At 45.1% G+C, this 15279-nt stretch carries 14 protein-coding genes and 2 pseudogenes; 10 read left to right on the forward strand and 6 right to left on the reverse strand.

What is annotated here, in order from left to right:
• Positions 1-54: 54 nt before the first annotated feature.
• Together PluTT01m_RS05220 and PluTT01m_RS05225 are read right to left on the reverse strand one after the other, a co-directional pair.
• Entirely contained in the window at positions 55-885 is an 831-nt protein-coding gene (locus tag PluTT01m_RS05220; RefSeq protein ID WP_011145374.1) for a phosphoenolpyruvate hydrolase family protein, read from the reverse strand.
• Positions 869-2113 (reverse strand): Tm-1-like ATP-binding domain-containing protein, encoded by a 1245-nt coding sequence (locus tag PluTT01m_RS05225; RefSeq protein ID WP_011145375.1) that lies wholly within the window; start codon positions 2111-2113, stop codon positions 869-871. The genes PluTT01m_RS05220 and PluTT01m_RS05225 overlap by 17 nt, the downstream gene beginning before the upstream one ends.
• Before the next feature lie 140 nt (positions 2114-2253).
• On the opposite strand from PluTT01m_RS05225, the gene PluTT01m_RS05230 reads away from it, so the two are divergent.
• Complete coding sequence (locus PluTT01m_RS05230; RefSeq protein ID WP_011145376.1) at positions 2254-2874, forward strand: TetR/AcrR family transcriptional regulator; 621 nt, start codon at positions 2254-2256, stop codon at positions 2872-2874.
• Positions 2875-3069: 195 nt separating this feature from the next.
• Positions 3070-3254 (forward strand): annotated as a pseudogene (locus tag PluTT01m_RS27400) (transposase domain-containing protein); the annotation flags it as partial.
• A 451-nt stretch (positions 3255-3705) separates the two neighbouring features.
• On the opposite strand, the gene PluTT01m_RS05240 reads toward PluTT01m_RS27400, so the two are convergent.
• Together PluTT01m_RS05240 and PluTT01m_RS05250 are read right to left on the reverse strand one after the other, a co-directional pair.
• Entirely contained in the window at positions 3706-4005 is a 300-nt protein-coding gene (locus PluTT01m_RS05240) for a helix-turn-helix domain-containing protein (protein ID WP_011145377.1), read from the reverse strand.
• 598 nt (positions 4006-4603) lie between these two features.
• Entirely contained in the window at positions 4604-5329 is a 726-nt protein-coding gene (locus PluTT01m_RS05250; protein WP_228957032.1) for a Tm-1-like ATP-binding domain-containing protein, read from the reverse strand.
• A gap of 140 nt (positions 5330-5469) precedes the next feature.
• Between PluTT01m_RS05250 and PluTT01m_RS05255 the strand changes: the two genes are divergently transcribed.
• Complete coding sequence (locus PluTT01m_RS05255) at positions 5470-6090, forward strand: TetR/AcrR family transcriptional regulator (RefSeq protein WP_011145379.1); 621 nt, start codon at positions 5470-5472, stop codon at positions 6088-6090.
• 172 nt (positions 6091-6262) lie between these two features.
• Here PluTT01m_RS05255 and ltrA read toward each other — a convergent pair.
• Positions 6263-7765, reverse strand: a pseudogene (ltrA, locus tag PluTT01m_RS28195) (group II intron reverse transcriptase/maturase).
• A 416-nt stretch (positions 7766-8181) separates the two neighbouring features.
• On the opposite strand from ltrA, the gene tnpA reads away from it, so the two are divergent.
• The 5 genes from tnpA (at position 8182) to PluTT01m_RS05290 (ending at position 11779) form a co-directional block, all read left to right on the forward strand.
• Positions 8182-8370: an IS66 family insertion sequence element accessory protein TnpA gene (gene tnpA, locus PluTT01m_RS05265; protein WP_011145380.1), complete on the forward strand. Its 189-nt coding sequence runs from the start codon at positions 8182-8184 to the stop codon at positions 8368-8370.
• A 54-nt stretch (positions 8371-8424) separates the two neighbouring features.
• A protein-coding gene (locus PluTT01m_RS05275) for an IS3 family transposase (RefSeq protein ID WP_369931762.1) occupies positions 8425-9581 on the forward strand; the annotation gives its coding sequence in 2 pieces (ribosomal slippage) (positions 8425-8689 and positions 8689-9581; 1158 coding nt in all).
• A complete protein-coding gene (locus PluTT01m_RS05280; RefSeq protein WP_011145383.1) occupies positions 9517-10428 on the forward strand; it encodes a hypothetical protein in 912 nt (303 codons plus the stop codon). The genes PluTT01m_RS05275 and PluTT01m_RS05280 overlap by 65 nt, the downstream gene beginning before the upstream one ends.
• Positions 10429-10537: 109 nt before the next feature.
• The gene (locus PluTT01m_RS05285; RefSeq protein WP_041379950.1) at positions 10538-10726 is read left to right on the forward strand and encodes a hypothetical protein; all 189 of its coding nucleotides are present in this window, start codon (positions 10538-10540) and stop codon (positions 10724-10726) included.
• 129 nt (positions 10727-10855) lie between these two features.
• On the forward strand, positions 10856-11779 hold the full coding sequence (locus tag PluTT01m_RS05290; RefSeq protein ID WP_011145385.1) for a DUF1281 domain-containing protein: 924 nt from the start codon (positions 10856-10858) through the stop codon (positions 11777-11779).
• On the opposite strand, the gene PluTT01m_RS26825 is transcribed toward PluTT01m_RS05290, so the two are convergent.
• On the reverse strand, positions 11765-11905 hold the full coding sequence (locus tag PluTT01m_RS26825; protein WP_157866896.1) for a hypothetical protein: 141 nt from the start codon (positions 11903-11905) through the stop codon (positions 11765-11767). The two genes, PluTT01m_RS05290 and PluTT01m_RS26825, sit on opposite strands and share 15 nt — an antisense overlap.
• Before the next feature lie 597 nt (positions 11906-12502).
• Between PluTT01m_RS26825 and PluTT01m_RS05300 the strand changes: the two genes are divergently transcribed.
• A complete protein-coding gene (locus PluTT01m_RS05300; RefSeq protein ID WP_041379951.1) occupies positions 12503-14020 on the forward strand; it encodes a conjugal transfer nickase/helicase domain-containing protein in 1518 nt (505 codons plus the stop codon).
• 77 nt (positions 14021-14097) lie between these two features.
• Positions 14098-15099: a tyrosine-type recombinase/integrase gene (locus PluTT01m_RS05305; protein ID WP_011145387.1), complete on the forward strand. Its 1002-nt coding sequence runs from the start codon at positions 14098-14100 to the stop codon at positions 15097-15099.
• Positions 15100-15279: the final 180 nt, after the last annotated feature.

Here is a 15279-nt window from a genome sequence, read left to right on the forward strand (position 1 = left end):
ACAGATATTACGGTTGCAGTACTAAGTTTCCACATAGCTTAAGTATAATTCTCATTAACTCCGATTAATTTCTTTAAATTTCTGGATAGTGTGTTTGATGGCTTGTTCTGTTGGCAAACGCTCCATTGAACTCGCTCCATAGAACCCATGACAATTGGGACAATGAGCCAAAATATAAGCGACATCTTCCGGTTCCGAAATTGGGCCACCGTGACACAAAGTAATAATGTCATTTCGGATAGTTTTAGCTGCCGAAGCACAAGCGTTAATGATTGGTATACAAGATTTCAGATCATATGATGTATTAGCACTAATATCACCGCCAGTGGTTAGCCCAAGATGTACGACGATGATATCAGCACCTGCTTGTGCCATAGCCTCAGCCTCTTTTTCATTGAAAACATAAGGCGTGGTCATCATTCCTTTTTCATGCGCCAGGCGGATTAGCTTCACCTCCAGTGCATAGCCCATGCCTGTTTCTTCCAGGTTTTTTCTGAACTTTCCATCAATAAGTCCTACCGTTGGGAAGTTCTGAATACCAGCAAAACCTTGTGCCTTCAGTTCATCCAGGAAAAGAGATAAATTACAGAATGGATCAGTACCACAGACACCCGCCAATACAGGTGTTTCCTTAACTATCGGTAATATTTCATTACCCATTTCTCTGACAATTTCATTTGCATTACCGTATGGCATTAATCCGGCCAATGATCCTCTGCCAGCCATTCTGAAGCGTCCAGAATTATATACGATAATGAGGTCTGCCCCTCCGGCTTCCTCGCAACGCGCCGAAAGACCACTACCTGCACTCGCCCCAATAATAGTTTCGTTACGTTCGACTTTTTGTTTTAGAGTTTCAATAATCTGATTATATTTTTTCTTCATGAGGAATTCCCTGGAGTCCTATAATTTCCTTGAATTGTTGTATTACAAGAGCACAAAATTGTGGTGAATTGATGTGAAAAGGTGTTTTTATAACTTTTCGCAATTCTGTTTGTTTTATTGTTTTTTTTAATCCATGACAGAAAGCCTGTGTTGATGCAGGTAAATAAAAAGGTTGTTCAGGGCAATCTAGCGCAGAGAATCCGCCTTCCGGAATAATGAATCGAATAGGTCCATCACACTTATTAAGTTTATTCCCTATCCAGATACCAAGCTGATAGTTTTCTTCAGGTGTGGTTCGCATCAATGTCACCTGAGAATTATGCTCAATAAACAGCCTGTTGCTGTAGCGTTCTGGAACTGTGTCCTTTGCACCAAAGTTAACCATGTCCAAAGCACCAGCACTGCCGATCCACGGAATATTTTTTTTTGCAATGACGTCTAACCGTGTGTCAGGACAACCCAAAACACCCCCAAATAACAGATCGGCAATTTCTGTTAATGTAATATCTAAAACACAAACCAATTCGCCGTCCTTAGCTAATTTCTCCATGCTTGTTCCACCATTGCCGGTAGCATGAAAAGCGAGGCAATCGTATTGAGTATTTAACTCAGTAGTGAGTTGATTAATGCACGGCGTCGTCATACCAAACATCGTTAACCCTAAAGCGGGTTTATGAATATCAGCCAATGGCGTAAAATAATTGACAGAGCCCGCCATCATATTTGCAGCATTAGACAAGACTGAACGGGAAATACGGTTGAGTCCGTTGAGATCGGTTACCGTATAAAGCATGGCAATATCGCTGTCCCTGACGTAGGCTGAGACATTCCCCGATGCCATCGTTGATACCATGATTTTAGGCAACCCGATCGGCAGGCTTTGCATAGCCGGAGTAATCAGTGCTGTTCCGCCTGAGCCTCCGATACCAATCACTCCCGCGATATCGTCGATTGAACTGTTCAGGAAATTCGTGAGGGCGACAGACATTGCTGTTATCGCCTTATTCCGTACGCCACAAAAAACGGGATCAGCACCAGCGGGATGATACTCAGCCACCTGAAGTGAATGAATATCTATCTTTTTATTCTGATGATTTTTCTCAGGAATTGATGTAGACACATCAATGATAATTGAATTAACTCCTGCGAGGTGTAAACAACATTTCAACCAGACCAGCTCGTCCAGTTTTGTGTCTGCTGTGCCAACGACAACTACAAATCGCGTCATAGTGTTCACCCCATGTGGCATACTTAGTTCAAAGGCTAATGTAAACCTATTGTAATATTTTACAACATGCAAGTTATTTTTTATCATTAGTGATATTTATTACTGTTAATGCTATACGGTTAAAATTTTAAGGGGATTAAATGATTCTGTTTGATGAAGAAAATCTGTCGCCAGTCCGGCGTCGTACCCTGGAACGTATCACTCATTCAGCTCTGAAGTTATATCGTGAAAAAAAATTTCCGTCTCCTGAAGAGATTGCTAATGAAGCTGAATATGCGAAGGCCACGTTGCGCAGCTACTTTTCAACCCACAGTGATTTTGTCGAATATGTTGTAAAACAAGTCATTGGATCATTCGTTATCCCCCCTATGGGCGATGATGCAGAGGAAAATATCGAGAAATTATTAAGATGGGGTTATGAAGAAATAGAAGCCAATGAGGCACTGATGAGGGATGCTTTACGCATTTCTCAGTTACGCTGGCAGGAATCTTTATCCGGTGAAGATAACCACAAACGACCTGTTTTGAAGAAAAAAAGTAACCGCAAAGAGACACTTTCTACGGCGTTAGCGCCGCTAAAAGGTCAGCTCAAAGATGACACAATACATAAGATTATTATGTTGATTTCAGTTTTATATGGTACAGAGGCTATGACTATTCTGAAAGACACTTTTGGTTTAGAAAATGATGACATCATCAACTTAACGAGTTGGGCCGCAAAGTTGATTATCCGGCAGGCCATTAATGAGGAACTAAAATAATCAGAAGACCATTTTTAACACAAAAAGAGTAAAGAAACCGGGCATGAGGCCCGGTAAAAGTTTCTTTTGGTGCCGATAATTTCTGTTACCAATCCTCTGATTAGATATAATCTGAGTTCTGGATAAAAAAATTGAACTCAATGCCTGTTCGAAAAACAGAGTTTTCGACCAAGAAAATTAAAGTGATGATATAAAGGTCATACCATCTGGCTCTTCGCCGGCGCTGACAAAGATGGAGAACGAGCGGCCCTTCTGTACATCTTATCGGTACCTGTCGGCTAAAGAAAGTGGATCCCGAGGTCTGGTTACGCCATGTCATTAGTCATATTGCGGACTGGCCTGCAAACCGGATGCATGAACGGGTCGATCTCACTTCTTAGCCACCGTCAATATGGTTTGAATGTGCTGCTTACATAGGGGAGCGGGAGTATTTGAATATTCATCACTATCAATAAATCAGAGTTATTACCAAAGAAAGCGCTACCGACCTTGATTAAGAGATATAAATAAAGGTTCAAAGGTAGCGCTTAAATTATATTTACAACTTTCTCATGTAAATTTTTAAAAGAGTTTTAACCAACCCTGGATTATTAATAACATTAGCATCTCTTTCCTCATTATATGCGACAAGAGTACGATAAACTTCTTGATTTATATCACACGCCAGTGTAATAAGACCCGATAAGGGTTATGAACATTCTTTAGTTATTTTTTCAAGGATCACCTCATATAAAGAAGTTGCCAGATCTGATATATGCATAGCTTGATCTAATGAAACCTATTTTTTTATAGTACCCCCTCTGAATACACAAAAATCATGGTGAATTTAAATTAGAATTGGATAGCATATCGACTATTATCATTAGTGCTGTTATTCAAATAATTTCGAAAATTTAACTTAATGGGATCCCCATTCTTGTTAAAATATCGACTGGGCCAAATTTCTGAAGGATGTACTCCTAGTCTGTCCGCAATAATCCTCTCCCCTTTAGGCCACCGGCGTATTAATGCATTAGATAGTGTCGATGGACTCAGTCCCGATTCCCTTGATAATGCGGCAAGTGTGGTGCCGCGTTTACGCAATGCAGCAATAATATCTGCCGGATGCCAGTCATTTTGAGTCGTTATCATCTCTGTTTACTTCCCCTAATTGATTTATGGTGGCTATTCAAATAGGATGCATGAATCAGTGTTCATTTCCGGCGAGTAAAACCAAAACCTCTCCCACCAGAACCGCCATGAAAAGGCTAATAACAGACATATCGGCAAAAAATTTCTTACCAATGTCCATGAACACAGGACCATGATTCCTAGTTATTTATCAAATTACTATTACTAAAAAACGTCCTTGTTCATTCATGACCATTACTGTTGCAAGTAATGTTTTGCGTTATTACCCTGCCAAAATAATTTTCATTTTGATTCCAAAAAATTTTTCACTTTATTATGAGATAAGCTGGGATTATTGGTGAATTTTAAGGACAAGACTAAAGCTGAGCATTCTTGTTCAAAGTGAACAATGTCTTTATGCCCTGGAGTACATGAACATCTGATCCCAAAGATATCAGCTAATTCCGATGGTTTCATCAATGGCTCTAGCCTGAGCCGTTTTAAAATTTCTTTCTGATTATCTGACATATTAAATCATTAAAACCCTTATTCTTGAATGGATATTTTTATTTCCATTTTAATTAAAAAAAATCGTAAATTTCATTAAAGGGAATTCATATTAAAAAGTGCGTTCAGCTTGTTTCCACACTTTATTTCTTATTAATTTAGGTTCAACAATCAAACTTAACTCACAGGCAATAATCCAAACAACAGCCAAATAATCTTTAATGTTAATCTGATTAATGCACGGAGTCGTCATACCAAACATCGTCAACCCTAAAGCGGGTTTATGAATATCAGCCAATGGCGTAAAATAATTGACAGAGCCCGCTATCATATTTGCAGCATTAGACAAGACTGAACGGGAAATACGGTTGAGTCCGTTGAGATCGGTTACCGTATAAAGCATGGCAATATCGCTGGCCCTGACGTAGGCCGAGACATTCCCTGACGCCATCGTTGATACCATGATTTTAGGCAACCCGATCGGCAGGCTTTGCATAGCCGGCATAATCAGCGCTGTTCCGCCTGAACCGCCGATACCAATCATCCCCGCGATATCGTCGATTGAACTGTTCAGGAAATTCGTGAGGGCGACAGACATCGCGGTTATCGCTTTATTTTGCACGCCACAAAAAACGGTGTCAGCGCCGGCGGGATGATACTCAGCCACCTGAAGTGAATGAATATCTATCTTTTTATTCTGATGATTTTTCCCAGGAATTGATGTAGACACATCAATGATGATTGAATCAACTCCTGCGAGGTGTAAACAACATTTCAACCAGACCCGCTCGTCCAGTTTTGTGTCTGCTGTGCCAACGACAACCACAAATCGCGTCATAGTGTTCACCCTATGTGGTATACCTAGTTCAAAGACGAATGTAAACCTATTGTAATATTTTACAACATGCAAGTTATTTTTTATCATTAGTGATATTTTTTATTATGAATGCTATACGGTTAAAACTTTAAGGGGATTAAATGATTCTGTTTGATGAAGAAAATCTGTCGCCAGTCCGGCGTCGTACCCTGGAACGTATCACTCATTCAGCTCTGAAGTTATATCGTGAAAAAAAATTTCCGTCTCCTGAAGAGATTGCTAATGAAGCTGAATATGCGAAGGTCACGTTGCGCAGCTACTTTTCAACCCACAGTGATTTTGTCGAATATGTTGTAAAACAAGTCATTGGATCATTCGTTATCCCCCCTATGGGCGATGATGCAGAGGAAAATATCGAGAAATTATTAAGATGGGGTTATGAAGAAATAGAAGCCAATGAGGCACTGATGAGGGATGCTTTACGTATTTCTCAGTTACGCTGGCAGGAATCTTTATCCGGTGAAGATAACCACAAACGACCTGTTTTGAAGAAAAAAAGTAACCGCAAAGAGACACTTTCTACGGCGTTAGCGCCGCTAAAAGGTCAGCTTAAAGATGACACAATACATAAGATTATTATGTTGATTTCAGTTTTATATGGTACAGAGGCTATGACTATTCTGAAAGACACTTTTGGTTTAGAAAACGACGGAATCATCAACTTAACGAGTTGGGCTGCCAAGTTGATTGTTCGGCAGGCCATTAATGAGGAGTTAAGATAATCAGAAGACCATTTTTTAACATAAAGGGTAAACCGGGCATGAGGCCCGGTAAAAGTTTCTTTTGGTGTATGGGCCTGGGTATTTTGTGAGTGGTTATGGTCGCGGTAGGAATAGCCGTTACCGGCTACCCCCCCGCACAGATCCGGACGTGCGCTACTAACGCATTCGGCTCCTACCTCGGGTGTTTGGCGTAAAAGCGCTGCAAAGGATAAGGATGCACAGTTCGGGGGGACGGTATCCATTTTCACCCGCTGACTGTAACGAGCCCACGTCATTTTGTGCCGCTGGCTTCGCCGTCTCAGTGACTTCAGCCACATCAGCTTCACTTCTTCCACAAATTGACACAATGCTCTACTGTTGAAGGGGACGCCATAGTAATTGATGTGTCCTTCTACCACTCGTTTCAGCCACCGGCCCGTTTCTTCCGGGCGGTTTGCAGCCGTTGCCGCAGCCCCTGTTTTATTCGCTTCAGTTGTATTTGACGCCGTTTTCGTTGGGTTTTGCGCATCACCGCATCCTTGCCCGTGTGTAATCGTCCTATATAATGCGTAAATCCCAGAAAATCGAACGTCCCCGGCTTGCCCCTCTCCGGTCGCTCCTCATATTGCTTTAACGCAAAGCGGCCAAATCGTACCAGCCGGGTTTTCGCTGGGTGTACCTTCAGCCCAAACTGCATCAGACGTCGTTGTAGCAGGGATTGGCACGCCCGAGCATCCTGATGTTTCTGGAAGCCCAGGACTGCATCATCGGCGTATCGGATCATCACCACCTCTCCTTGCACCCGCTTTCGCCATGCGTTGAGCCAGAGATCAAAGCTGTAGTGCAAATAGATATTCGCCAGCAGTGGCGATATGACAGCACCTTGCGGCGTGCCGCAATGCGACTTCTGTCGGTGACCGTGTTCATCAACTATCCCCACCGTAACCCACTGCCTGATTAATCGCACCATCCGACCGTCCCTTATCCTGTGCTGAATAAACCGGATGAGCCAGTCATGTTCCACGGTATCGAAGAACCGACTGATGTCCAGATCCAGCACCCAATTGACTTTCCTCTCCATAACGGCCACATTCAGCGCGTCCAGAGCATCGTGCTGCCCTCTGCCCGGTCTGAACCCATACGAGAAGCCGAGAAAATCGGTCTCGTAGATTTGATTTAAGACCGTGACAGCCGCCTGCTGCACGATTTTGTCCTCCAGACACAGGATACTCAATGGCCTTTCTGTCCCGTCTTCTTTCAGGATCATCACCTGCCTTGCCGGCTGGGGCCTGTATTGCCCCCGATGAAGTCTGCCGTGGAGCGCATGGAGGTTGTTTTGCAGATTTTCTGCCTAGTTTTCCCATGTGATACCCTCGCAGCCCGGGGCAGACTGACGTTTAAGTTGCTGAAAACTCTGACATAAAAGTTCTTCACTGATGTGATGAAAAAGGTGAGTAAACTGTTGTTTCCTATCCCTCTTTGCTGCTTTTCGCACAGCCAGCAGGCGTAACGTCGTATTTCCCCGGCTCTGTGTCCGGATACGGGCGCACTGTTGGCTGTTCCCCTTGGTCGGGAGCCTTCCCTCCATCAATTCCGCCACATTGTTTTCTGTTTTGTTCACTGATTTCTCCGGTACTATACTCCCGTCCGACTTCCTGAACTCCCTAAGGCTTCTGCTTTGACACTTAGACCTTATCGTCCCAACTGCTCACGATGGGAAACCGTTCAGGATCTCCCAGGTTCCGCGCGACGAACTTCCTCACATGCACAGGGTCTCCGACCCCGGGAGGTATGGTCAGGTTTCGCCAATACAACCTGACCATTGTGGGTTTCTGCTTACCTTAACTGCATCACCACCTCCGATTTACCGATTTCGTGGCTCAATACCTGGCCTGTGAGTGCCTTCGCTAACACTTCACGACAGGAGTTACCCACAGTCGCGCATAGCTAAAGGGCCAGGTGAGTGGCTAGCTCTTACCCGGAAGGGACTTTCACCCTCTGTTCTATCGCCAGCTTGCCTGGCGTACTAAACGTTCGGTTACCTCACCTTGTTCTCCCCCTCTGGCCCATGCACGCTACTGCTTCCTTATTTTCTATTTGGAGACTAACACCATGAGCCGTAGCCGATATACCCCGGAGCAAAAACAGCAACATGTGACCCAATGGCGCCACAGTGACCTGACCCGAAAACAGTATTGCGAACAGCATCAGCTGAGTTTTTCCTCTTTCCGTGACTGGATTGCCGACAATAACAAAATGCACCAACCTCTCAGCCAGACACTGCCTGATGTGGCACAGTAATTTTGGTCACCGTAATAAAGGTGATATTTTTACTTCAACAATCAAACAGGTGACATGATGAAAAGAAGTTTTAGCCCTGAATTCAAACTGGAATCCGCCCAGTTAGTCCTTGATCAAAATTACAGTGTTATGGAAGCCGCTAAAGCGATGAATGTCAGCAAATCAGCCTTAGGGAGCTGGGTTCGTCAGTTGAGACAGGAGCGGCAAGGTAAATCTTCTAAAGCCATGCCCATCACGCCGGAGCAAATTGAAATACGTGAGCTGAAAAAGAAACTGCAACGTATTGAAATGGAAAATGAAGTATTAAAAAAAGCTTCTGCACTCTTGATGTCGGACTACTTGAACAGTTCTCGTTAATTGAGCAATTCAGAGTGCATTATCCAGTGGCTTTCCTTTGCCAACTGTTCGGGGTTTATCGTAGCAGCTATCAGGCCTGGCACCATCGAGTGAAAAAGCCCGATACTGAGCGCATCAGGTTAAAAAGTTTAGTCCGGGAAGCGTTTAATGAGGGCAAGGGCTCAGCTGGCGCACGAACGATTGCCGCCATGGTGACCGCCAAAGGCATACCATTAGGCCGATGGCGGGCAGGAAAATTAATGGCTGAACTGGGGCTGGTCAGTCGTCAGCAGCCAAAACACCGCTATTCACATCAGGAACAAGAACATCTTGATATTCCTAACGATCTTGACCGTCAGTTCACGGTCACCGAGCCCAATCAAGTTTGGTGTGGTGATGTGACCTATATCTGGACAGGTAAATGTTGGGCCTATCTGGCCGTCGTGCTTGACCTGTTTGCTCGTAAGCCCATTGGTTGGGCGATGTCTTTCTCTGCCGACTCTGAGTTGACAAAGAGAGCGTTGGAAATGGCGTTTGAATCAAGGAGGAAGCCACAAGGTGTCATGTTTCACCGTGATCAAGGTAGCCACTATACCCGCAAAGCGTTCAGACGGTTATTGTGGCGTTATGGTATCAAACAAAGCCTGAGCCGCCGAGGTAATTGCTGGGATAATAGCCCAATGGAGCGCTTTTTCAGGAGCTTAAAAAGTGAATGGGTTCCTGAAGAAGGATATTCAGATTTTAGAAAAGCCTTTCGCTCAATCACGAATTATATACAGGGGGAACCCCGTCAATCACGAGATTTCCCTTATGTCTTTATTACGTTTTTATATCCGGCATCAATTCGCAGAGCGAATGGGGCTGGCGCTGGATGACGACGCGATTTTCTATCTGTTTCATGAGAGCCAGGGAGATTACGTCAATACCCATATAAAGTTTACCAAAGAGTTACTTTTGCCCATCATGACTCATCTTTTGGACAGTTTGTCTGAGGATCCGGCAAACCGGGCCAGATGCAGAAATAGTGAGCGTATCCTGACGTTATGGATACGGGGAATGGAGGCGATATCTCATGTTTATCAGGATCCGATGCTGATGCCTTATACCCATCCGGAAAGCAGTGGTCGTGTGGATACCCTTATCCGGCCGGATACCGCCGTGTTACTGAATCTGACGGCAGAGCAGTTTTTGCGTCTGACGGCGCAGGACAGCCTGCCGGAAGATGAGCAAATTGGGCTGGAACAGTTCAGCAAAACACAACAATACTGGACACGTTTTATGGACTATTTGGATAAGCAGTTGACAGAAACGTGTCGGTATTGTTTTGAACGTTTGGGTCAATTTCTTCGTTACTTACAGGTTGAACCCCGTTTAATACGGCGTTTTTCCTTCGCTATCGGTTACATCGATGTCTTAATGGGGCCACAGGATTTGCACAATATTGAGGCAGAGGAATTTGAGTCAGGGTATCTCGAAGACTATATCGATGCGGTCTCCGATGGATTGATGACACCCGTCCAGTTTCGGGTTGATGTGGTATACAAAAATGATCGTGTGATAGCGAGTTTTCGATCAGATGTAGACATTGAAGATGTTAACAACCCAACAGTCAGAGATTATCGGGATGTGGTGGATGAGGCAATCACCTGGGTAGATGAGCAGTTTGTGCGGAAAACCCACCGGGAGAGCACTATTACCCCCATACGAAAGTTAGCGGCTTGATTGAGAGTTAACCCTGATTTGCGGGTAAGTCGGTGGTTGTTTTTTTACCCTGACGGGCGTTATTTCCCGTCAGGGGATAACGCCCGTTTTTATTTTCGGAGCGTTACCGATGAAAAAGATTAAGACCAAAACATTCCCAAAAACTGTCCGCAAGAACAAAGCTGCCCATCGTCACGGCAGGCGTTTCCGGCCTGATTTGTACCGGGTGATGACGGGCAGGATTATCGCGGCGTTTGGAAAGAGAAAGCGCTCTGATGTGCAGGCCACAAAATTGTGGAGACCGGCTGTCCGGTTATAAATAACTTGAATGGGTCTATCCGAAAGCCGGATAGCCTTTTTTCACATTTCTGAACTTATCACTTGCCTGTGGGGACATTGCCTTCACAAGGTGTGCCCTTTTTCAGGTAAAAAAAGAGGATTTTTTACTATGTCGAAGTGGTACGCTAATCGTTTGCATATCACTGGCCAACCTGACCAACTGGATGCCCTGCGACAATGGGGATTGGGAGACAAAATTCCCTATTACGGGCAGGCGATCCATCAAAGTATTAAGCTGTTTGTCGCGGGCTGTGCTGGTCTTCTGCAACCGACTGAAACAATAGATTACCCACTTTATCCAGCGCTGGTAGCGGGTGGAGTGGGTGAAATGTCACCGGAAAATTGGGCATTTGAGCAATGGCTGGCCTTGTTAAAAGAGAATGTTGCGCTTGATGAAGTCACTAGCCAACAGATTGACAGGCTATACCAACAAAGTGGTCTGGCCGAGCGAAAATGGGAGACGTTGCTCCCGACAGCGCAGAAAACCATCATGGCTTTATTTAACCAAAAGTCCTGTGACTGGTTCGGTTTGGTTGATTGGAACGGAGAACGTGACACGGAAATGCTATGGTCTCATCTTGATGACAGGCTGACAGAGACGGTTCCTTGTGACTTGTTTCTGCTGATACCGACCCGTCTTGCGAGTGAAATCAATGGATTTTACGGTGGATTGTTAAAGGATCACGAGACGACTCATGAGTTGTATTTCCGATTATACGGTATGACACGGCCGCGAGGTTATGATATAGCCTGGAAGCACCATGATGATGGCAGTCTGACCGGGCATTTTGACAAAACACTCAGGGAGCCGTGGTATGAAAAAATCATAGTTCCTTTATCCAGGCAATATCACTGCCGTATCACCCATTATTTTAAGGAGGTCTGTGGCTGTTGTGGTTACGACAAATACCTGAATGGGCAGTGGGAAGCGGGTATTATTGATGAACTGGAATTTGGTGAGGAAGATGAGGACGGTACCCGTAAAGTGGTCGGACCGGACTACATTCTCGGCAATATTTCACATGACGGTTAGTGCACTGACAATGTTATCCCGCAGGGCAATTTCTTGTGGTGAATTGACATAAAAAAACAGGTTCAGGTTTACCTGAGCGTCTGATAACGCTATTGCCGGCGGATATGACGCCGGCGATTTACCCATTGGGGAATATTTCCTCTGAGGGGGCGTGTTCCCCCCTTTTCTCAGGAACACGTTTTGTCTGTATTGATTAATCATAAAGGCGATCCCCGGCGAGCTGGTGATAGGTAATGCGCTGACAAATGAACGTCATCGGGTCATGTATACTCCGGTACACTGGCTGGGGAACTGGTCGTGTCGTCTCAGGAAAAATCGTCAGCAGCATGAAGTTCAAACGGTTTGAGACACTGGATTAAGCCAATTCCGGCTCTTGGGCCGGAGTTTTATCCAACAGGACGGAGATGAAAAATAAATCGATTGAAGTTGTTTTGTTTATCCCTGACACGTTTTGGTCTGAATCGGTAGTGCTTCCCAGAGGCACTGGACACATTCTATTTCCCTTAATCCTTTCTTACATGAGCCGCCATGTGCCTTTTGTACTTATCATGACTGATTCAACGAAATGACCGGATACACGCTGCGTTTACCCGTGACGGAATTGGAAACGTTTGAATCATTGCGTGTGGTTTTCATCGATTAATTTTTATTCCCGGAAAAGAGTTTTGCTTTGTCCCTGCCAGAGGATGTATTAGGGTTTTGGGAAAAAAGAGGAGATTAATCGTGTTGAAAAAAATTAAAATCCTGCTGGCGGGAACCGCCGCAGGAAAAAAGTCACTTCCACAACCCACCGCCATCCCAAAAACGGTCAAAGCAGGCTACTTTTTGCCGTCTGAGTCCAGGCTATTGCTGGATATTTCCCGGCGACGGCAGTGTTTACAGTGTCTGTGGGACAACAGTGCATTACCTAAAACACACTATCAGGCATTGTGGCTGGCTCCGTTACATGAGTGTGTTGCATTGATGCAACAACTTCCGGCAGCACCGCAGGGGCCTTATGCCCACCCAGGCGGCTTGATAGATGTGACTCTGCAATGTACTGCCTCTGCCGTACGTCTGGCGAAAGGACAGATGTTACCGCCGGGGGTGGCCCCTGAAACGCAGGCAGAACAAAGTGTGATATGGAACACGGTGGTGTTTTACGCTGCGTTATTTCATTTTTTACCTGTTTTGGCCCAGTTTGACGGGGAACTGGATGAAGGCCAACCCTGGTACCCGGGATGGGTTGTGCCGCAGGGGCCGTATCGTTTCCGGTTCAAAACTCCTCCCGTGGAGACGAGGGTTGCCTGTCATTTCGGGGGGGTACTCGCCGGGCGGTTGTTGCCGGCTAAGGCGTTGACCTGGCTGGCGTCAGTACCTCATGCCTTGCCTGCGCTGTTCTGTATTTTATCCGGTGACATGAAGGAAGATGACGCAATCAATCAGATAATTATAGAAGCTTTGAATAAAGCGGGTGCACCGACAATATCAGAAATATTCTCTGTCACGGCAGCATCCCCGCAAATGATTGTTTCAGGCAATCCCGATGTTTCTGCTACGCCTTTATCAACCGCAATGGACAGTGTTCTGCCTTCTCAGAGACGACAGGAAGATAACCCGATGACTGAAATTGTTTCATCAGCCGTGAGGCCGGTTGATGAGATTTCTTCTGCCGTCATGACAGTCGCACCGGAGAAAGGGGGACAGTCGGATGGGAGCACGCAACAGCTATTGTCATTAATGGGGATGAATGTCGCGGGCACAGTGACAGAACAGATTATGGCGAGTGAAGCGGAAATCGTACCGCCATACACATCAATGCCTTCACAACACGCGGTTCAGGCAACATGGCAGAACGAAAATGCGATTGAGACACCCTGTATTGGAGAGCAATTCTGGGACTGGCTGTCCGCTGGATTAAGGCATGGGGTAATGACCATTAATACGCCGGAAGCCCGGATACATCTGGTCAGTGGTTTTGTGTTTGTGAGTGCGCTGGCCATTTTCTTCCAGTTTCTCAGTGAGAAGAAGCAGGTGGATGGCAAGGAGGTTAGCGAAAAATGGAAACGGGTACAAACCGCATTTGAGCGGTTGGGACGACATCGAGTCAGTGGTGGAAAGTATTTTTGTTGTTGTCATCTTTATGATTCGGCTGATCGGACTGGCTCCTATCAACGTATTCATGGCTACTTAATCAAAAACACGTTGCTTTATCGTGACCGTTCTGTACCAGAGGATAGCCCTTTTCTCATGATTTCCTGAAAAGCATCTTTAATAACAATATGTTATTTTCTGCGCCCGGCAATGGGTTTTTAAATTGATGAAGTGAGGAAGTAGAGATGGACAGTATGACCTGGGATAACCTGCTGGATGAGTATTTTTTTGCTAGAATTTTGCGGCCGGATACGGAGTCGAGTTATCGCAAGGTGGTGAATACATTTAAGGTGTTTGCAGGTGTCAGCAATCGGCCGGCTCAAGTGACCCGACAACAGGTCCTGGCGTGGCGCAGATATGTGTTGCATCAGTCTGGCCTGAAAGGTGTGACCTGGAACAGTAAGATTGCGCATATGCGGTCAGTGTTTAATTTGGCGATAGAAGAAAAAATACTGCCCCAAACGGAAAACCCATTTATTGGTGTAGAGGTTAATGAGAACAAAAATAAAAAGAAAACATTGACCAAAAAACAACTGACAACCTTGTATCTCACGATGGGGCAATTTGAAGAGCGGGAACGACGGACAGGGGATAATCATCGTGCCCGCTGTGCATTATATCCGACCTGGTACTGGCTGACGGTATTGGATACGTTGCGTTATACCGGGATGCGGCAAAATCAGTTATTACATATCCGGCTCGGGGATATTGACCTGGATGTGCGCCGGATTATTCTTTGCTCTGAGGGGAGTAAGAACCATTATGAACACCAGGTGCCGGTGGTGAAATGGTTGTATCCGCGGCTGGAGATTTTGCTGGAACGTGCGCAAGCCGCTGGGGCAAAACCCAGTGATCCCCTGTTCTGTGTGAACTATTTTACCGCCAAAACAGACAGAGGAAGTGAAACTGATCAATTACAGACGATAAAGTCATTCTTTCGTCGTTTGTCAAAGGAGTGTGGATTTGATGTGGGCCCCCACCGTTTCCGGCATACTTTGGCAACTGAACTGATGAAAGCGCCTGATCGTAATTTGCAAATGGTGCGCGGATTACTGGGCCATCGCAGTATTGCCACAACGATGGAATATATTGATATCAATCTGGATATTGCCGGGCGCGCGCTGGAGCGTGAGTTGATGCTGTATATTGATGTTGAGCCAGAAAGAGGCGAAATGCTAATCGGATAAAACAGAATATTCTCGCTGTTGTCTGAATTTGCCTTTTTCTACATAAATAATTCCCTGTTGCAAGATGGGGAATTTTTTTGAACTGATGCAGTCTCCCAGAATTAACCTTCTTCTAACCAATCAGGAAATCTGAAGAACCGATATACAACATCGTGTTAATTAATTCATTGATTTTAGTTT

It is taken from the genome of Photorhabdus laumondii subsp. laumondii, assembly GCF_003343245.1.
Taxonomy (GTDB): Bacteria; Pseudomonadota; Gammaproteobacteria; order Enterobacterales; family Enterobacteriaceae; genus Photorhabdus; species Photorhabdus laumondii.